We start from the raw sequence: 17,274 nt of genomic DNA, 5'->3' as shown, positions 1-17,274 counted from the left end.
GGGTTTCCTGGCTTCGCGTTTCTCCGGGGGCGCTCAGAGCAGCTTTTGCGCGCTCAGCTCGGCCTTGAGCAGAGCATAGTAGATCGGTGCGGCGATCAGTCCCATGATTCCGAAGATCGCTTCCATCGTCAGCATCGCGATCAGGATCTCCCAGGACCGGGCGTTGATCTGGGTGCCGACGATCTTCGCGTTCAGGAAATATTCGAGCTTGTGGATCACGATCAGATAGCCCAAGGCTGCGACCGCGACCGGCAGCGAGACGGACAGCGCGACGAAAGTGATCAGGCTGTTCGAGATCAGGTTGCCGATCACCGGCAGCAGGCCGGCGAGGAAGGTAATTGCGATCAGCGTCTTGGTCAGCGGCAGATGCACTCCGCACACCGGCAGCGCGATGGCCAGGAAGATCGCCGACAGCGCCGTGTTCAGCGCCGAGATCCGGATCTGCGCGAACACGACCTGGCGGAATGCCAGAGAAACGCGCTGGACCCTCTCTCTGAGCGCCAGAGCCAGAGGACCGCTCAGATTGGCCGGGCGCATCTCGTGCAGCGACACCATCGCGCCGATGATCATGCCGACCATAACCTTGACGACGCCGCGCCCGAACGAGGTCCCGAAGCCGCCGACCACCTGGGAGTGGTTGTGTATCCACGCCATCACCATGTCCTCCAGGCCCGGCCCGTCCGAAGGCAGCGGGGCGGTGACCCAGAGCGGAAGCGCCGAGCGCACTTCGACGAGCAGCTCGGCGAGTTTGCCGAACAGGCCGCTGATGCTTCCGGTCTCGTTCTTCAGGACGAGCGTGAGTCCGAAGCCGGCGCCGACCAGCAGTGCGATCACGGTCGCCGAGAGCAGACCGACAGCCAGAAGCTTGGCCCAGTTGCTCGACACGGCGTGGCTGAGCGGGTGGGACAGGGCTCCGACCAGGTGATAGACCAGCAGGCCGGCGAGCAAGGCGGGAAGAAGGTGAAGGGGCAGGATCGCGATCAGTGCCGCGGCGCACAGCAGGTAGCTGGCGATCCGGGCGCCGTGGGAGGGGATTGGGGGTAGGGGCATGAGTTCGCTGTCTGGCAGGAATGCTGGCCAGACTATCGCCGATGCGGCGCATCACGGCAAGTGCCGAGTGCATTCCTCTTTACGGCAGGTGTGAAGCGGGCGGGCGCGTGAGATAATCCGACCACTTTGCCGGTCGTCTCGGGCCGGCTTTCTCTTTGACGACGACGTGGCCTTGCGCCGCGCACAGGAGTCCGCATGACTGAAACAACCACGACCGCCAGCGGCCTGATTTTCGAAGAACTCGTCTTCGGTACCGGCGCGCTTGCGAAAGCCGGCCAGACCGCTGTCGTTCACTACACCGGATGGCTGACCGACGGGACGAAGTTCGATTCGAGCAAGGATCGCAACGATCCCTTCTCCTTCCCGCTTGGCCGTGGGTTTGTGATCGCGGGCTGGGATGAAGGCGTTCAGGGCATGCGCGTCGGCGGCAGCCGCAAGCTGACGATTCCGCCTCAACTGGGCTATGGCGCGCGCGGAGCCGGTGGCGTGATCCCGCCCAACGCGACCCTGGTCTTCGAAGTCGAACTTCTGGAACTCGCGTGAACAAATTTCCTCCCAAAAAAGACGCGATAGGGCTTCGTTCCGGTCCTCGCGCACGGGCAGCGCTCGAACGCAGTTACAAGGCGCGCGATGCCGCGCGTGCCGCCGCCGGTGAAAACCCGCGCAGCTCCGAGCCGGGACGTGAAGAGCGCCCCCGTTTCGATCGCTCGGCGCCTCGTCAGGACAGGGGCGAGCGTCCGCAACGCGAAGGCGAGCGGCCGCGCTTTGGCGAGAAGCCGCGTTTTGAGCGCAGCGATGCTCCGCGCCGTCCGCGCGAAGGCGAAGGCAATGCCGAGCGCCGCGATTTCCGCCCCCGCCGGGAAGGTTTTGATGGCCGTGCACATGGACGCGATGAGCGCCCCCGTTTTGATCGCTCGGCGCCCCGTCCGGATCGGGGCGAACGGCCGCCACGCGATGGCGATCGGCCCCGCTTCGACCGTCCGGATTCGCGTCCGCCGCGTGAGGGCGACAGGCCGCGTTTCGAGCGCAGCGATGCGCCGCGCCGTCCCCGCGAAGGGGAAGGCAATTCCGAACGTCGCGATTTCCGCCCCCGCCGGGAAGGCTTTGATGACCGGGCTCAGGGCCGCGATGAGCGCCCCCGCTTTGATCGCTCGGCGCCCCGTCAGGACAGGGGCGAGCGGCCGCGCTTCGGCGAGAAGCCGCGTTTTGAGCGCAGCGATGCTCCGCGTCGCCCGCGCGAGGGCGAAGGCAATGCCGAGCGCCGCGATTCCCGTCCCCGCTTCGACGACAAGCCGCGTTTTGGCGAGCCGCGGCGCGAAGGAGAGCGGCCCCGTTTTGAGCGCGGCGATGCTCCGCGCGAGCGGGACGGCGCCCGCTCCGAGGACAGGCCGCGCCGCGCGTGGTCGGATCAGGCTCCGCGCAGCCGCGACTTCACGCCCCGCAATACGCCTCACGAGGCTCGCTCCGGCCACGACGCGCCGCGCCGGCCGTCTCCTGCCAAGCCGCAGAAGCGGGTCGAAGTCGATCCCTCGGACGGCGTGCGCGTCTCCAAGCTGATGGCCGAGCGCGGCCTGTGCTCGCGCCGCGAAGCGGACGAGTACATCGAACACGGCTGGGTTTTCGTCAATGGCCGCAAGATGGCCGAGCTCGGCGCCCGGGTTCCTCCGGATGCCGATATCACGCTGTCGCCGAAGGCGCGCCTGATGCAATTCGAGCGGGTCACGATCCTGCTCAACAAGCCGGTCGGTTACGTCTCCGGTCAGCCCGAGGACGATCATCTGCCTGCCGTCTCGCTGATCGATGCCGAAAGCCAGTACCGCCCCGAAGGTGGCCTGCGCTTCAAGCCCACGCACCTGAAGGGGCTGGCTCCGGCCGGACGCCTCGATATCGATTCGACCGGGCTTCTGGTTCTGACCCAGGACGGGCGGATCGCCCGCACGCTGATCGGCGAGAACTCGGGCGTGGACAAGGAGTATCTGGTCCGCGTCGAAGGCCGGATCATCGAGGGGGGGCTGGAACTGCTCAATCATGGCCTCGAACTCGACGGCAAGCCTCTGCGCCCGGCTGAAGTCCACTGGCAGAACGAGGATCAGCTGCACTTCGTGCTGCACGAAGGGCGCAAGCGGCAGATCCGGCGCATGTGCGAGCTGGTCGGCCTGCGTGTGGTCGGGCTCAAGCGGGTGCGTATCGGGCATGTCCGCCTCGGCGATCTGCCTCTGGGACAGTGGCGTTATCTGCGCGAAGACGAGAGCTTCGACTGAGCGGCGTTTGCTTTCTGCAACACTTTTCAAAAAATCGAAATGTCATTTCCCGGGAGAATGTCATGCGGGTCGGGATATCCGATACGCGTGACTTCTCTGCAGGCAGGAATCGAATGAAAAAAATCGTATTGATCGGCGCAGGCCTTGCGAGCTTGCTCAGTGTCCAGTCTTCGTTTGCCGGAGATCTGGAAACGGCAGTCGGTGGTGGCCTGGGGGCTGTCGCCGGAACGATGATCGGACGCTCGGTCGGTGGCAAGAAGGGCGAAGTGATCGGTGGCGCGATCGGCGGAGCGGCCGGAGCCGGCGTCACGACCGCGCGCGGCAATGGTCGGACCGGAGCCGTGATCGGCGGCGCAGCCGGCGGAGCCGGCGGCGCAGCGCTGGGCCGTTCGGCCGGTGGACGCAACGGAGCGCTGATCGGCGCGGGCCTGGGCGGTGCCGGTGGCGCCGTAGTCGGCAAGAAGCTCAACGAGCCCAAGCGCTCGGAAGCGCATCACGAACCCCGTCGTCCTCCCCACCATCATCACCGCCATCACGGTTGGCGCGACTGAGGTCTGCCCTCAACGAGGCTCGCTGCGGCGGGCCTTTTTTCTGGCGCGACGGCGCAGCTTTTCCAGCCTCTGCCAGATCCAGGCGTGGGCACGATCGCGACCGCGCAGCACATAGTCGAGCGCATTCGCGTTCTCCAGCGTCAGACCTTGCAGGTGGCGGGCCCGGGCGCGGCCGGCGAAGAGGATTTCATCGTCCGCTTCGAGCGCTTCACTGGCCTCGGGCAGCAGCAGGCACTCGCCGCGCCGCATCAGCAGCAGGCCCAGGGCGGGCAGGGTAGAGGCGAGCGCGCTGTTGTCCGAGAGCAGATCGCGCAGGTGGATAGAGCGCCCCCGCCGCAGCGCCTGGGTGATCGCGACAGCCTGCCGGGCGTCCAGGCGCACACTCCATATCTGGGGCAGCTGCTCACCGCAACGCTTGCGCAGAAGTTCCAGGAAGTGATCGGCCCACGCATCGCCGAGCCGGGTCGCCTCGGCGAGGAAGCGCTCAAGCAGCGGGGTCGTCAGGATCGCGAGGCAGCGCTCGGCAACCAGCCGGGTCTGGACCATCGCGAACTCGCCTTCGAAGGCGTCGAGCAGGACGGTGCTGGTCGCATGGTTCTGCCTGAGCACGACGAAGATGTCGGGCTTGAGCTCGCGGGCGGTCACCGCGATGGACAGGTTGTTCACGTCGTTGTCCGTCCCGGCGACGATCCCCGCCGCTTCGAGCACTCCGGCTGCGAGAAGCTCCTTGGCCTGGGTTCCTGTCCCGAGGATGCGTTCCCTCCCCTCGACCTTGTCCCGTTCGGGCGCGATCAGCGTGATCGGCAGCGACTCGTGTTCGAGCTCCTGGATCACTGCCTGGCCAAAGCGCCCGTAGCCGCAGACGATCCAGCGTCCGGACGGCGGGTGGTGGCGCGGCGGAGGCTCTTCGCCGGGAATTCCGGTCAGCCACTGATGGAGCCGGAATACGCCGGGAGAGTGGACGGCCAGGGCGAGCTGGCGCGCGAAGATCTCGAAAGCATTGATGACGTGATCGGTGCCGAAGGAGGCCATGTTGGCCGCGATGGCGGGAGAGCGGACGCGGGCCAGCACCGGGATCGCCGGGTTGAGCAGGCGGACCGCGATCGCGATCGCGAGGTTCGCCTCCTCGTCGTCGGTCAGCGCCAGCACGGCGCGGCAAAAGCGGTGCTGGAGGCCCGCGCGCAGCAAGGTCTCCGGAATTCGCGCGTCAGCGATCAGCGCGGGAACGTCGCGGCGCCAGGGTCTGAGTTCGAGCTCGCGGATCTTCGCCTCGGCGCAGTCGATCGCGACGAAGCGCTCACCCCGTTGGTCGAGGCTGGTGCCGACCAGACCTCCGGTTTCGCCGCAGCCGCAGACCAGGTGGAAAGCTTCACCGATCCGGCTGACGCGGTGCGCGAAGCGGATCCTGGCGACCGCGCCGAGGAAGTTGCGGTCCTGGAACAGCGCGAGCAGCGTGATCAGCGTCGTGCTCCAGCTGATCACGGTCAGATAGATGCAGAAGACGACCCAGAAGCGCTGGGCCTCGGAGAATGCCGAGGGGATTTCGCCGAAGCCTATCGTCGAGGCGGTGAAACTGACAAAGTAAAAGGCGTGGAAAAAGCTCAGCGGAGGAGCCTCCCGGCCCTGGGCGTCGACGCCGGGGATCAGCACCAGACCGGTGATCGCAATCGCATAGACCGCGATCAGCAGGATCAGTGGCGCGCGCATTCGCCTCAGGATGATGAAGACGATGCTGTCCATGGGCGCGCTCTTCAGCGTCTGAGCATCACGGTTTCGGCGATCAGGATCGTGACCGAGACGATGTTGGCGAGCAGGGCTCCGGCGGCGAGCGAGACGATGCTGGCGGTTACTCCGGCCGTCATGCCGACTCCGCTCACATGCACGGTAAAGCCCCAGTAGGTCGCGGCGGCAATCAGTTGCAGGTCGGCCACCAGGCTGGTGGCCAGATGGATCGCGCCGATCTGGGTGCGGTCGCCGAACTTGAGCACGGTCGCAATCAGGTTCACGACGATCGCAGCAAAGAGCTCAAAGACATCGTGATGGACCGGGTTGTCGATCTCTCCGATGAAGAAGCCAAAATTGAGCGTCGCTGCGAAGACGATGAAAAAACCGAAGATGACTTTTTCGAGATTCATGCCGGCCTCCCATCAGGGATTGTCGGCAGCATTGCGCTTATCGGCAAGTTCGATTTCGCTGCGCTTGCGGCCTTTCTCCTTGGCCATATAGAGCGCCCGATCAGCGGGGCGATGAACAGTGAGAGGAGCCGAAATAGGTGCACGATTTGCAGCATGGCTTGCGAGTATGCCGCAACAGCGATGGATCCGCGGAATCTGAAAGGCGCTCAGCCTGCCGGGTGACTCAGCCGGGCGCGCTTTGGGGGGGGCCGGAAAAGCCTGGGCCAGGCCTGGCGGCTGGCGAGCACCAGGAGGTCGAGCGCGCAGTAGAACGCCCCCGCGGCCAGAGGTGGATTGCCGGCACCGATCGCGAGGCCGGGAACCGGGTCATGCCAGTGCCAGTTGCCGAGCCAGGTTCCCCACAGTTCCATCGCCAGTGCGAGCGCGAACATCGTTGCGTAGAGGCGAGGCGAAGGCCCGAAGCGCAGGCAGGCGAGGAAGAGGGCGAGCAGCGGAAGGCTTAACAGATCGTGGCGCAGAGAAGCGGCGCACAGGGTCGCGAAGCTCAGCCCCCAGACTAGAATGGACTGGATGCGTCCAGGCATCTTCCCGGCGAGCGTCAAGCCGAGCCAGAACAGCAGCACATGGCCGGGCGGCACGAAGGCGGGCAGATTGCCCAGCCGGTAATCATAGAGCCGCCAGACCAGCGAGAGCAGGACTTCGCCGGCGGTCGCGAAGGCGAGGCACAGCAAGAGGCTCGCCCGGTGTTCGGCTTCCCGGAGCAGGAGCCACGCGAAGAGCAGCCAGCTCGCTATGCTGACGATCGCCTGGCCGTGGGCGAGCGGAGCGGCATCGACGGCGAGTCCGGCCACGATCAGGACCACGATGGCCCAGGCGAAGCAGGCTTGGCTTTTGCTCACCGGCGGGCGATCCGCCGGCCGAACCAGAAGCTCCACAGCGCGATCGCGCCGAACAGCGCATAGCTGATCAGCGGCGTCACGGCCAGAAAGCGCTGAACCGGCCAGCGCCAGGCGAGCCAGCTCCTGAGCAAGGCCTCGCCGGAGAGGCCAAGCCCCCATACCGCATTCATCACTTTCAGTGCGCGGCGGCTTGCCGCGTGCCCCCACAGTTCATCGATCCGCTCGGCGTCGCTTGCGGAGCGCCGGGCCTGGGTCGCGCGGGCGAGGTGGAATATCAGCGGCTTGGGAAGGGCCTGAGTGGCGAGAAAGGCCAGACCGATCAGGCCGGAGAGCAGGGACTCGCGGATCAGCAGCAGGCGGGCGTTGCCGCCCAGGGCCATGCCGATCAGCGACAGTGCGATGCCGGCCAGCACGAACAGGCTCAGCGAGTCGATTCTGCGTGTCTGCTTGAGTTCCCAGAGGCTCCAGATCAGGGGCGGCGCGGCGGACGCGAGCAGCGCGGTGAACTCCCCTTTGAGCGGTTCGATCAGCGCATAGAGCGCCCAGGGCAGAATCAGGTTGACTGCGAGCTCGGCGACGAAGCGTGGGGAGGGGCGAAAGCCCTCGGGAAGAATCGGCACGGATTCAGTAGCGGGTTACGGCCCAGTACAGCGTGTAGCAGATCGCCGCGGCGATCAGCGCGAGCAGCAGGCGCTCGGGCCATTGCGCCGCCTTTCTCGATGACAGGACCGGCGCGCTGATCTGGTCGGGAGCGTCTTCGTCGATGAAGACGGTCTGCGGATCGCTCAGCGGCGCGGGGCGGGGCCGAGGACGCTGTCTTGGTTCGACCGCGGGTTTGGGTTCGGGCGTGCGCGCGAATCGGGGCTGGTGCATCTGCGTGACGATGCGTTCGGGAATCGGGGCAGGCTCGTCTTTTGTCACCGGTTCGGGCTCAGCGACGGGGCTGGGCTCGGGCTGCTGCGCCTCGACGGCGGGGGGGGGCAGGTCGGACTCACTGGCCAGCGGGGAGTGCGCGGAGTCAGAGGGGGACGTCTTCGGACTCTCCGGTTCGGGCGCGGGGTTGGCCTCGTCGGTCTGCAGCTCCAGACTGGCCCGCATCCCGATGTGGGCCAGCAGTGCCAGGTAACGCGCGCCGCTCGCCGCATCGAGATCCTTTTTCAGGATGGCCGGACGACCCGAGAAGAGCTGCTCGATTTGGCTGGGCGAAGCATTGAGGCGGGATTGCGCCGAGAGCTTGACTTCTTCCGCATCGAATCCTTCGATGATCTCTCCGCGGAACACGATGCACTGGGACGATTCCATGGTCTGAATCTGGGCAATGGCCGAAAGTCGGAATGATCGCCCAAAAGCATCCGGGAAAACCAAGCCGATTGTCTGTTTTTTGATGCGATACGGGTTTCCCCTAAGTTAGCAGCGGTGCGGCCGTGCTAGACGTAATTGAGTACGCACCAGTACTGCGCTGCGCTGCCTCCCAGTACGAACAGGTGCCAGATCCCGTGACCGTGAGGCAGCTTGTCGTCGTTGAGGAAAAAGTAGATCCCCAGCGTATAGATCAAACCTCCGGCGGCGAGCCAGATCAAACCGGCCAGCGCGAGCTGGCGGACCAGCGGGTGGACGGCGATCACGATCAGCCAGCCCATCACGACGTAGGTCAGCATCGAGAACAGACGGGTTCGCCGGCCCAGGGTCAGCTCCTGGATCATGCCGATCAGCGCGAGTCCCCAGACAAGGCCAAACAGGGTCCAGCCCCAGGGGCCGCGCAGAGTCACGAGCGCAAACGGGGTGTAGGAGGCCGCGATCAGTACATAAATCGCGAGGTAGTCGAAGGTGCGCAGGATCTTCTTCGCCCGGCCGCCTAGCGAATGGTAGAGCGTCGAAATCGAGTAGAGCAGCACTAGGGCTCCGCCGTAGATCGAGAAACTGACGGCGCGCCAGGTGTCGTGACGGGCACCTTCGGTCAGCAGAAGCATGACCAGGCCAAAGATCGCGAGACCGACGCCCGCGAGGTGAGAGAGACTGTTGAAGCGTTCTCCGCGGTACATTTTTTCTTCCTGTTCTTCGCGCGTTCGCCGCTTCGGGGGGAGAGGCGGACTGTCCGTTGCAACTTAGCAAAGGGAAATAGATTCATCCAGGTGCTGCATGGTTCCTGGGCATCAAAGAGTATTTGTAAAATAGTGTCGGGCTACCTGTTGGCAAAAGTGCGGCGGAGTGTGTGCGATGAGAAGTCGAGGGCACAGGCTGGCTCGAAAACTGTTGCGTCAAACGATGGGGATCTTGCCCCAGCCGATCCGCTATGCGCTCTATCGCAATTTTGTTCGCTGCGATGCCACCCCCTCTGCGCGCCTTGTGCTCAAGCTTGCCGAGACGCGTGAGGAGCTCAATGCCTGTTTTCATCTGCTCCACGATGCCTATGTCGCGTCTGGCTTCATGAAGCCGGACCCTTCCGGGCTGCGCGTCACGATCTACAACGCGCTGCCGACAACGACGACGCTGCTGGCTTCGTGGGATGGCAAAGTGGTCGGGACCATTTCGCTGATCCGGGAGAGCGAGCTGGGCTTCCCGCTGCAGAAGATCTTCGACATCAGCGCGATCCGTTCGGTTGGGGGCCAGATCGTCGAAGTCTCGGCGCTCGCGGTGGCCCCCGAGTTCCGCGCGACGAGCGGGACGATCCTGTTCCCGCTGATGAAGTTCATGTACGAGTATGCGACCCGCTTCTTCGATACCCAGCACCTTGTGATCGCCGTCAATCCGCGCCACATCGCGCTCTACGAGTCCTTGCTGTTCTTCCGGCGGCTCAGGAAGAACCCGGTCAGCCACTACGACTTCGTCAATGGTGCGCCCGCGGTCGGCGCGCACTTGGATCTGCTCCATGCGCCCGAACTCTACCGGGAATACTACGACCACCGTCCGCCCGTGAAGAACCTGTTCCGCTATTTCACGGAGCTGGAAATGCCCAATATCGTCTTCCCGGACAAGCGCTTTTTCACGACCAACGATCCGGTCATGACGCCCGAGCTGATCGATTATTTCTTCAACAAACGAACCGATACCTTCAAGCGCCTCTCCGTTCGCGAGCGCGTTCAACTCCACGCGATCTACGATCTGCCGGCCTTCCAGGCCGTTCTGCCTCCGCTTCCCAATGACACCGACCGCACCGAGCTCAGACGGCGCCAGCATCAGCGCTTCTCGGTGATGTGCCCGGGCGTGTTCGCACTGGAGGCCGGAAGCCGGCGCGGCGCGGTCTTCGCGATGCAGGTCATCGAGTGCTCGCGAACCGGATTTCGCGCCCGCTGCGATGAGCCGGTTCCGGCGCCTTCCGAAGGCTTTGCCGCGATCGATCTGGGGCTGACCGAACACTGCCGGATGAAGGTCCGCGTGTTGCGCCACGCGCGTGGCGACGACCGGATCGCGATGTTCCGCCTCGTCGAAACCGATCTCGTCTGGCGCAAGTTCGTCAGTGCCTTGCTGATGGGCAGCACACACGGGGATCTGGGCGAAGCGACCCGCTTTCTCGAAAACTGGAACGACTAGAAAGGGGGAGGCGCCGTCAGCTCCAGCGCTTCGCCGCTGCGCGGGTGGCGAAGCTTCAGCACCTGTGCGTGCAGCATCAGGCGCGGTGCTGCATGCCGGATCGCCTCGGGGGCGTACAGCGCATCGCCCAGGATCGGGTGGCCGATCGAGAGCATATGCACGCGCAGCTGGTGCGAGCGGCCGGTCACCGGCTCCAGTTCAACCCGGCAGCGATCTTCTTTCTGGTCGATCATCCGGTAATGGGTCAGCGAAGGCTTGCCCTGTTCGAAGTCCACTTTCTGTAGCGGGCGGTTCGGCCAGTCGCCGATCAGCGGCAGATCGACGCTGCCACACTGCTGTGCCAGCACTCCGGCCAGAACGGCGACATAGCGCTTGGCGGTCTCGCGGCGCTCGAAGCCGATGCTCAGCGCGCGGTGGGCTTCACGGCTTCTCGCCATCACGATGACTCCCGAGGTTTCCATGTCCAGCCGGTGCACGGTCAACGCATCGGGAAAACGCGCCTGAACCCTAGACGCCAGCGAATCGCGAGCTGCTTCGCTGCGCCCGGGAACCGAGAGCAGGCCGCTGGGCTTGTCGAGTGCGATCAGGTCCTCGTCGAGGTAGAGGATCGCGAGCCCTTCGTCCGGGGGCGGGCGGTAGTCGTGCGTCGGCCTCGTCGCGGCAGCGCTCACTCTGTCTGGGCCTCGACGAAGAGGCTCTCGCCGGTCACGAAGAACTGTCCGCCCGCGACATAGTGCAGCGTCGCGAGACTGGCGTCGTCGCCGAATTCCCAGTGCCCGTCGCGGAAAACCCGCGGGTCTGCCGATGCGGCGACGACCTCGCCGATCAGCAGATCGTAGGCCTGCTGAGTGTGTTCTTCGCGGATCAGCATGCATTCGAGCCAGCCGACGCAGCCGGCTATGCGCGGGGCTTCGAGCTTCTCGGCGGGCAGGGTCTTGATGGCGAAGTGCGCGAACTTGTCCAGTTCCCGCCCCGAAACCGAGCCGACGGCCAGCACCGATTTTGCGATCCGTGCGCAGGGGATGTTGATGATGAAGCTGCCCGAAGCCTCGATCAGCTCGCGGGTGTAGCTCGCCTTGTCGACGACGACGGCGACCCTGGCCGGCGAGAAGTCGAGCGGCATCGCCCAGGCGGCGGCCATGACGTTGCGCGCGCCGTTCGCTGCCGACGAGATCAGCGTGACCGGACCGTGATTGAGCAGGCGATAGGCTTTTTCCTGGGCGACGGGACTGAACATGGTCTTGCTCGAAAATCGGGGCGCTCATTTTCGCGCCAAGCCGAAGACTGCGCCAGCGCAAATGCGGCGAGGGAACGCTTGAAAACACTGTCCGCCGCCTCATCTATGCTCCAGACAGATTCAGCAAAGGAGTTCGGACATGCGTTACGACAAGCTGACCACCAAATTCCAGTCGGCCCTGGCCGACGCCCAGAGCCTTGCCGCGGGCGGGGATAATTCCAGCATCGAGCCCCAGCACTTGCTGCTCGCGCTGATCAATCAGGAAGACGGCGGCTCGGTGTCGCTGCTGCAGCGCGCCGGCACCAATGTGCCGCCCCTGAAGCGCGCGCTGGAGCTCTCTCTCGAGCGCCTGCCCAAGGTTCAGGGAACCGGCGGCGAGATCCAGGTCGGCCGCGATCTCGGAAATCTGCTCAACGTCACCGACCGCGAAGCGCAGAAGCGGGGCGACCAGTTCATCGCCAGCGAGATGTTCCTGCTCGCGCTGACCGAGGACAAGGGCGAGGCGGGACGGCTCGCGAAGGAGAACGGGCTCGACCGTCGCGCGCTCGAAGCGGCGATCGAGGCGGTGCGCGGCGGCGCCAGCGTCAATGAGGCTGACGCCGAGGCGCAGCGCGAATCGCTGAAGAAATACTGCCTGGATCTGACCGAGAGGGCGAGGTCGGGCAAGCTCGATCCGGTCATCGGGCGGGACGACGAGATCCGCCGCGCGGTCCAGATCCTGCAGCGGCGCACGAAGAACAATCCGGTGCTGATCGGCGAGCCCGGAGTCGGCAAGACCGCGATCGTCGAAGGCCTCGCCCAGCGCATCGTCAATGGCGAAGTGCCCGAAACGCTCAAGGGCAAGCGGGTCCTCTCGCTCGACATGGCGGCTCTGCTGGCTGGCGCGAAGTACCGCGGCGAGTTCGAGGAGCGGCTCAAGGCCGTGCTCAACGACATCGCGAAAGAGGAAGGGCAGATCATCGTCTTCATCGACGAGCTGCACACGATGGTCGGTGCCGGCAAGGCCGAAGGCGCGATCGATGCCGGCAACATGCTCAAACCCGCCCTGGCGCGCGGCGAGCTGCACTGCATCGGCGCGACGACGCTCGACGAATACCGCAAGTACATCGAGAAGGATGCGGCGCTGGAGCGGCGCTTCCAGAAAGTGCTGGTCGATGAACCCTCGGTCGAATCGACGATCGCGATCCTGCGCGGCCTGCAGGAAAAGTACGAGCTGCACCATGGCGTCGACATCACCGATCCGGCCATCGTTGCGGCGGCTGAGCTCTCGCACCGCTACATCACCGACCGTTTCCTGCCCGACAAGGCGATCGACCTGATCGACGAGGCGGCGGCGCGGATCAAGATGGAGATCGACTCGAAGCCCGAGGCGATGGACATCCTCGACCGGCGGCTGATCCAGTTGAAGATCGAGCGTGAGGCGATGAAGAAGGAGCGGGATGAAGCGTCGCAGAAGCGCCTCGCGCTGATCGAGGAGGAGATCGCCCGTCACGAGAAGGAATACGCGGATCTGGACGAGATCTGGCGCGCCGAGAAAGCCCAGGTGGCCGGCAGTCAGCACATCAAGGAGGCGATAGACAAGCTCCGCGTCCAGATGGAAGAGGCCCGACGCCAGGGCGACTGGCAGAAGATGAGCGAACTGCAGTACGGCGAGCTGCCCAAGCTCGAGGCCCAGATGAAGACCGCCGAGAGCTCGGCTGGGCAAGGCAAGCCGAACCGGCTGCTGCGCACCCAGGTCGGTGCCGAGGAGATCGCCGAAGTCGTCTCGCGGGCGACCGGGATTCCGGTCGCGAAGATGATGAAGGGCGAGCGCGAGAAGCTGCTGACGATGGAAGACAAGCTGCATGAGCGCGTCGTCGGCCAGGACGAAGCGGTGCAGCGCGTCGCCGATGCGATCCGCCGCTCGCGCGCCGGACTGTCCGAGGAAGGCCGGCCTTACGGTTCCTTCCTGTTCCTCGGTCCGACCGGGGTCGGCAAGACCGAGTTGTGCAAGGCGCTGGCCGGCTTCCTGTTCGACAGCGAGGAGCACCTGATCCGCGTCGACATGAGCGAATTCATGGAGAAACACTCGGTCGCGCGTCTGATCGGCGCGCCTCCGGGTTACGTCGGCTACGAGGAGGGCGGCTATCTGACCGAGCAGGTCAGGCGCAAACCCTATTCGGTGATCCTCTTCGACGAAGTCGAAAAAGCGCACCCCGACGTGTTCAACGTGCTGCTCCAGGTGCTCGACGACGGCCGGATGACCGACGGCCAGGGGCGGACCGTCGACTTCAAGAACACCGTGATCGTGATGACCTCGAACCTCGGCAGCCAGATGATCCAGGGCATGGCGGGGCAGAGCTACACGGCGGTCAAGGATGCGGTGATGCAGGAAGTGAAGACCTTCTTCCGGCCCGAGTTCATCAACCGGATCGACGAAGTCGTCGTCTTCCACGCGCTGGCCGACGTCCATCTGCAGGCGATCGCGAAGATCCAGCTGGGCTATCTGGAGAAACGGCTCGCGAAGCTGGAGATCGGTATGACCGTGTCGGAAGCGGCGCTGGCGAGCCTCGCGCGCGCCGGCTTCGATCCGGTGTTCGGGGCGAGGCCGCTGAAGCGGGCGATCCAGGAGCACATCGAGAATCCGCTCGCGAAACAGATCCTCGAAGGCCTGTTCGGCCCCAAGGACACGGTCGTCGTCGATGCCGACGGCAGCGGTCTGATCTCGTTCCGCAAGCCTAGCTGAGCGGGCGGGGAGGAAGGGGGCTTGCCCCCTTCGCTCAGCTCGTCAGGCTGGTCACGAACATCGGAGTCTTGTCGTCGCCGGCTTCGAAGCCGCAGCGCTGGTAGAAGGGCACGGCGTGGTCGTAGGCGACCAGAGTCTTGCGCACGAAGCCGCGGTAGCGGTCGAGCATCGTCGTGACCAGCTGTCGGCCGATTCCGGACGAGTGGTAGTCGGGGCGAACCAGCAGGTAGGGGAAGTAGGCGTTCAGCACGCCGTCGGACATCGCGTTGATCAGCCCGACCAGCTTCTCGCCGTCCCAGGCCGAGATCACGGTATCGGAGTTCTTCATCGCCTGCTGCAGCTTGTCCGGGTAGTTGGCCGAGGACCACTGGACGGACTGAAAAAGTTCGCGCAGATCGTCCAGCGCGAACTCCCGGGTGTCTGAGTAATTTATCGTCATCTTTTCGGAGTCAGGGCAAGGGAAGGGCGGAGCCGGTCCGGGGAACCTGCGTAGAGGTTCTTCACCGGCAAACGCCGCCTTCGTAACTCTAGCGCCGGGGAGCGCATTGAGGGGGTATCCCGCTGCGTGGCGGGCCGGCGCCCGGGGCGATCTGTCGCACCGACCCCGAAGCGCCGCCTTCGGGGCGGGTTGCCCGGACATCCGCGCCAGGCAATCTGCCGCGGAGCGTGAAAAAAAACCGCGGAAAGCGCTCTTGAAAACCCTGAGGGCGGCCCCTATTATTAGCACTCGTTGGGGGTGAGTGCTAACGGAGAACCGTAAGCCGCCTTCCGAACTGGCTTTGCCGGGTCGCTTTGGCGACCCGCACTATCCAAGAAACGTCTTTAGACGAGGAGTTATCCGAATGAGCAAGATCCGTCCCTTGCACGACCGTGTGATCGTCAAGCGCATTGAAGCCGAGCGTACAACTGCCTCTGGCATCGTGATTCCGGATTCCGCCGGTGAAAAGCCCGATCAGGGCGAAGTGCTCGCCGTCGGCAACGGCAAGCTGCTCGATAATGGCGCGCTGCGTGCGCTGGATGTCAAGGCGGGTGACCGCGTGCTGTTCGGCAAGTATGCCGGCCAGTCGGTCAAGGTCGATGGCCAGGAAGTCCTGGTTCTGCGCGAGGATGACATCCTCGGCGTCATCGAAGCCTGAACTTCGCCCCATCCCTGAATAATCGCAAGAGGAAAAAGAATGCCTGCCAAGCAAGTACTGTTCGGTGACGAAGCCCGCGCCAAGATCGTCAATGGTGTCAACGTCCTGGCCAATGCGGTCAAGGTGACCCTGGGTCCGAAGGGCCGCAACGTGGTTCTGGACCGCTCCTTCGGCGCTCCGACCGTGACCAAAGACGGCGTCTCCGTCGCCAAGGAAATCGAACTGAAGGACAAGTTCGAGAACATGGGCGCCCAGCTCGTCAAGGAAGTCGCCTCGAAGACTTCGGACAACGCCGGTGACGGCACGACGACCGCGACCGTGCTGGCCCAGGCCATCGTTCGCGAAGGCATGAAGCTGGTCTCCTCGGGCCACAACCCGATGGACCTGAAGCGCGGTATCGACAAGGCGGTTGCCGCGCTGATCGCCGAAGTGCGCAAGAACGCGAAGCCGACCACGACGTCGAAGGAAATCGCCCAGGTCGGTTCGATCTCGGCCAACTCCGATGAGTCGATCGGCAAGATCATCGCCGACGCGATGGACAAGGTCGGCAAGGCCGGCGTGATCACCGTCGAAGACGGCAAGTCGCTCGACAACGAACTCGACGTCGTCGAAGGCATGCAGTTCGACCGTGGCTACCTGTCGCCCTACTTCATCAACAACCAGGATCGTCAGATCGCTGCTCTGGAAAACCCGTTTGTTCTGCTCTTCGACAAGAAGATCTCGAACATCCGCGATCTGCTGCCGGTGCTCGAACAGGTTGCGAAGGCCGGCCGTCCGCTGCTGATCATCGCTGAAGACGTCGAAGGCGAAGCGCTGGCGACCCTGGTCGTCAACAACATCCGCGGCATCCTGAAGACCGTTGCGGTCAAGGCCCCGGGCTTCGGCGATCGTCGCAAGGCGATGCTCGAAGACATCGCGATCCTGACCGGCGGCACCGTGATCGCCGAAGAAGTCGGCCTGTCGCTCGAAAAGGCGACGCTGCAGGATCTGGGCCAGGCCAAGCGCATCGAAGTCGAAAAGGAAAACACGACGATCATCGACGGCGCTGGCGCTGCCGATGCGATCCAGGCGCGTGTCGCCCAGATCGATGCGCTGATCGAAACCTCGACTTCCGACTACGACAAGGAAAAGCTGCAGGAACGCAAGGCCAAGCTGGCCGGCGGCGTTGCGGTGATCAAGGTCGGTGCTGCGACCGAAGTCGAAATGAAGGAAAAGAAGGCTCGCGTCGAAGACGCGCTGCACGCGACCCGTGCCGCCGTTGAAGAAGGTGTCGTTGCCGGCGGCGGCGTTGCGCTGCTGCGCGCCCGCGCTTCGATCACCGAACTCAAGGGTGACAACCCCGACCAGGACGCCGGCATCAAGATCGTTCTGCGCGCGATCGAAGAACCGCTGCGTCAGATCGTTGCGAACGCCGGTGACGAACCCTCGGTCGTCATCAACAAGGTGCTCGAAGGCGCCGGCAACTACGGCTACAACGCCTCGAACGGCACCTACGGCGACCTCGTCGAACTGGGCGTGCTCGATCCGGCCAAGGTCACTCGCTCCGCGCTGCAAAACGCAGCTTCGGTCGCTGCGCTGATCCTGACCACCGACGCTCTGGTTGCCGAGCTGCCGGAAGACAAGCCGATGGGCGGTATGCCCGGCGGCATGGGCGGCATGGGCGGCATGGACATGGGCATGTAATTGCCCCGGTTCAGCAACTAGTCGTCAGTATGAAACCCCGCTTCGGCGGGGTTTCTTTTTGGGGCA

The 17,274-nt window shown here is 64.6% G+C and carries 17 protein-coding genes; 7 read left to right on the top strand and 10 right to left on the bottom strand.

Going from position 1 to position 17,274, the window contains the following annotated elements; genetic code table 11:
* Nucleotides 1-33: 33 nt before the first annotated feature.
* Nucleotides 34-1,050 carry an AI-2E family transporter gene (locus ACHFB9_RS11885; protein WP_417067366.1) on the bottom strand — a complete coding sequence of 339 codons (1,017 nt, stop codon included), beginning with the start codon at nt 1,048-1,050 and terminating at the stop codon, nt 34-36.
* Nucleotides 1,051-1,245: 195 nt separating this feature from the next.
* On the opposite strand from ACHFB9_RS11885, the gene ACHFB9_RS11880 reads away from it, so the two are divergent.
* The 3 genes from ACHFB9_RS11880 (at nt 1,246) to ACHFB9_RS11870 (ending at nt 3,862) form a co-directional block, all read left to right on the top strand.
* Nucleotides 1,246-1,593: an FKBP-type peptidyl-prolyl cis-trans isomerase gene (locus ACHFB9_RS11880; RefSeq protein ID WP_417067364.1), complete on the top strand. Its 348-nt coding sequence runs from the start codon at nt 1,246-1,248 to the stop codon at nt 1,591-1,593.
* Nucleotides 1,590-3,311, top strand: a complete 1,722-nt coding sequence (locus ACHFB9_RS11875; protein ID WP_417067362.1) for a pseudouridine synthase — start codon at nt 1,590-1,592, stop codon at nt 3,309-3,311. The genes ACHFB9_RS11880 and ACHFB9_RS11875 overlap by 4 nt, the downstream gene beginning before the upstream one ends.
* A gap of 113 nt (nt 3,312-3,424) precedes the next feature.
* Complete coding sequence (locus ACHFB9_RS11870; protein ID WP_417067360.1) at nt 3,425-3,862, top strand: glycine zipper domain-containing protein; 438 nt, start codon at nt 3,425-3,427, stop codon at nt 3,860-3,862.
* A 9-nt stretch (nt 3,863-3,871) separates the two neighbouring features.
* Here ACHFB9_RS11870 and ACHFB9_RS11865 read toward each other — a convergent pair whose 3' ends face one another.
* From ACHFB9_RS11865 to trhA, 6 genes are all read right to left on the bottom strand, one after another.
* Complete coding sequence (locus tag ACHFB9_RS11865; protein ID WP_417067359.1) at nt 3,872-5,602, bottom strand: NAD-binding protein; 1,731 nt, start codon at nt 5,600-5,602, stop codon at nt 3,872-3,874.
* Between the two features lie 11 nt (nt 5,603-5,613).
* Complete coding sequence (locus ACHFB9_RS11860) at nt 5,614-5,997, bottom strand: DUF6394 family protein (protein WP_417067358.1); 384 nt, start codon at nt 5,995-5,997, stop codon at nt 5,614-5,616.
* A gap of 206 nt (nt 5,998-6,203) precedes the next feature.
* A complete protein-coding gene (locus ACHFB9_RS11855) occupies nt 6,204-6,896 on the bottom strand; it encodes a hypothetical protein (protein WP_417067357.1) in 693 nt (230 codons plus the stop codon).
* Nucleotides 6,893-7,516, bottom strand: coding sequence for a VC0807 family protein (locus tag ACHFB9_RS11850; protein ID WP_417067355.1), 624 nt, complete (start codon nt 7,514-7,516; stop codon nt 6,893-6,895). Before ACHFB9_RS11850 ends, ACHFB9_RS11855 begins: the two co-directional genes overlap by 4 nt.
* 4 nt (nt 7,517-7,520) lie before the next feature.
* A complete protein-coding gene (locus ACHFB9_RS11845) occupies nt 7,521-8,198 on the bottom strand; it encodes a hypothetical protein (RefSeq protein ID WP_417067354.1) in 678 nt (225 codons plus the stop codon).
* 125 nt (nt 8,199-8,323) lie between these two features.
* The gene (gene trhA / locus ACHFB9_RS11840) at nt 8,324-8,938 is read right to left on the bottom strand and encodes a PAQR family membrane homeostasis protein TrhA (protein WP_417067352.1); all 615 of its coding nucleotides are present in this window, start codon (nt 8,936-8,938) and stop codon (nt 8,324-8,326) included.
* A gap of 223 nt (nt 8,939-9,161) precedes the next feature.
* Between trhA and ACHFB9_RS11835 the strand changes: the two genes are divergently transcribed.
* The gene (locus tag ACHFB9_RS11835) at nt 9,162-10,427 is read left to right on the top strand and encodes an N-acyl amino acid synthase FeeM domain-containing protein (protein WP_417067350.1); all 1,266 of its coding nucleotides are present in this window, start codon (nt 9,162-9,164) and stop codon (nt 10,425-10,427) included.
* Here the strand turns inward: ACHFB9_RS11835 and ACHFB9_RS11830 are convergent.
* Together ACHFB9_RS11830 and ACHFB9_RS11825 are read right to left on the bottom strand one after the other, a co-directional pair.
* Nucleotides 10,424-11,098 carry a pseudouridine synthase gene (locus tag ACHFB9_RS11830; RefSeq protein ID WP_417067348.1) on the bottom strand — a complete coding sequence of 225 codons (675 nt, stop codon included), beginning with the start codon at nt 11,096-11,098 and terminating at the stop codon, nt 10,424-10,426. The two genes, ACHFB9_RS11835 and ACHFB9_RS11830, sit on opposite strands and share 4 nt — an antisense overlap.
* Complete coding sequence (locus ACHFB9_RS11825; RefSeq protein ID WP_417067346.1) at nt 11,095-11,664, bottom strand: flavin reductase family protein; 570 nt, start codon at nt 11,662-11,664, stop codon at nt 11,095-11,097. Before ACHFB9_RS11825 ends, ACHFB9_RS11830 begins: the two co-directional genes overlap by 4 nt.
* Nucleotides 11,665-11,803: 139 nt before the next feature.
* On the opposite strand from ACHFB9_RS11825, the gene clpB reads away from it, so the two are divergent.
* Nucleotides 11,804-14,389 carry an ATP-dependent chaperone ClpB gene (gene clpB / locus ACHFB9_RS11820; protein WP_417067344.1) on the top strand — a complete coding sequence of 862 codons (2,586 nt, stop codon included), beginning with the start codon at nt 11,804-11,806 and terminating at the stop codon, nt 14,387-14,389.
* Nucleotides 14,390-14,423: 34 nt separating this feature from the next.
* Here the strand turns inward: clpB and ACHFB9_RS11815 are convergent, their stop codons facing one another.
* On the bottom strand, nt 14,424-14,828 hold the full coding sequence (locus ACHFB9_RS11815) for a GNAT family N-acetyltransferase (protein ID WP_417067343.1): 405 nt from the start codon (nt 14,826-14,828) through the stop codon (nt 14,424-14,426).
* A gap of 403 nt (nt 14,829-15,231) precedes the next feature.
* Here ACHFB9_RS11815 and groES point away from each other — a divergent pair, with 403 nt between their 5' ends.
* A complete protein-coding gene (gene groES / locus ACHFB9_RS11810; protein WP_417067342.1) occupies nt 15,232-15,525 on the top strand; it encodes a co-chaperone GroES in 294 nt (97 codons plus the stop codon).
* A 39-nt stretch (nt 15,526-15,564) separates the two neighbouring features.
* Nucleotides 15,565-17,208, top strand: a complete 1,644-nt coding sequence (groL, locus tag ACHFB9_RS11805) for a chaperonin GroEL (protein ID WP_417067340.1) — start codon at nt 15,565-15,567, stop codon at nt 17,206-17,208.
* Nucleotides 17,209-17,274: the final 66 nt, after the last annotated feature.

The sequence above is a fragment of the Niveibacterium terrae genome (assembly GCF_048213115.1).
In the GTDB taxonomy this organism is placed as follows: domain Bacteria; phylum Pseudomonadota; class Gammaproteobacteria; order Burkholderiales; family Rhodocyclaceae; genus Niveibacterium; species Niveibacterium terrae.
The sequence above is the reverse complement of the archived record's forward strand: the minus strand, read 5'-3'. Positions and strand labels throughout refer to the sequence as shown.

Bases quoted from the DNA above. Each gene is read 5' to 3' on its own strand.
- ACHFB9_RS11885 (WP_417067366.1), bottom strand. From the start codon at position 1,050: ATGCCCCTACCCCCAATCCCCTCCCACGGCGCCCGGATCGCCAGCTAC.
- ACHFB9_RS11880 (WP_417067364.1), top strand. From the start codon at position 1,246: ATGACTGAAACAACCACGACCGCCAGCGGCCTGATTTTCGAAGAACTC.
- ACHFB9_RS11870 (WP_417067360.1), top strand. From the start codon at position 3,425: ATGAAAAAAATCGTATTGATCGGCGCAGGCCTTGCGAGCTTGCTCAGT.
- ACHFB9_RS11865 (WP_417067359.1), bottom strand. From the start codon at position 5,602: ATGGACAGCATCGTCTTCATCATCCTGAGGCGAATGCGCGCGCCACTG.
- ACHFB9_RS11860 (WP_417067358.1), bottom strand. From the start codon at position 5,997: ATGAATCTCGAAAAAGTCATCTTCGGTTTTTTCATCGTCTTCGCAGCG.
- ACHFB9_RS11845 (WP_417067354.1), bottom strand. From the start codon at position 8,198: ATGGAATCGTCCCAGTGCATCGTGTTCCGCGGAGAGATCATCGAAGGA.
- trhA (WP_417067352.1), bottom strand. From the start codon at position 8,938: ATGTACCGCGGAGAACGCTTCAACAGTCTCTCTCACCTCGCGGGCGTC.
- ACHFB9_RS11835 (WP_417067350.1), top strand. From the start codon at position 9,162: ATGGGGATCTTGCCCCAGCCGATCCGCTATGCGCTCTATCGCAATTTT.
- ACHFB9_RS11825 (WP_417067346.1), bottom strand. From the start codon at position 11,664: ATGTTCAGTCCCGTCGCCCAGGAAAAAGCCTATCGCCTGCTCAATCAC.
- clpB (WP_417067344.1), top strand. From the start codon at position 11,804: ATGCGTTACGACAAGCTGACCACCAAATTCCAGTCGGCCCTGGCCGAC.
- ACHFB9_RS11815 (WP_417067343.1), bottom strand. From the start codon at position 14,828: ATGACGATAAATTACTCAGACACCCGGGAGTTCGCGCTGGACGATCTG.
- groES (WP_417067342.1), top strand. From the start codon at position 15,232: ATGAGCAAGATCCGTCCCTTGCACGACCGTGTGATCGTCAAGCGCATT.
- groL (WP_417067340.1), top strand. From the start codon at position 15,565: ATGCCTGCCAAGCAAGTACTGTTCGGTGACGAAGCCCGCGCCAAGATC.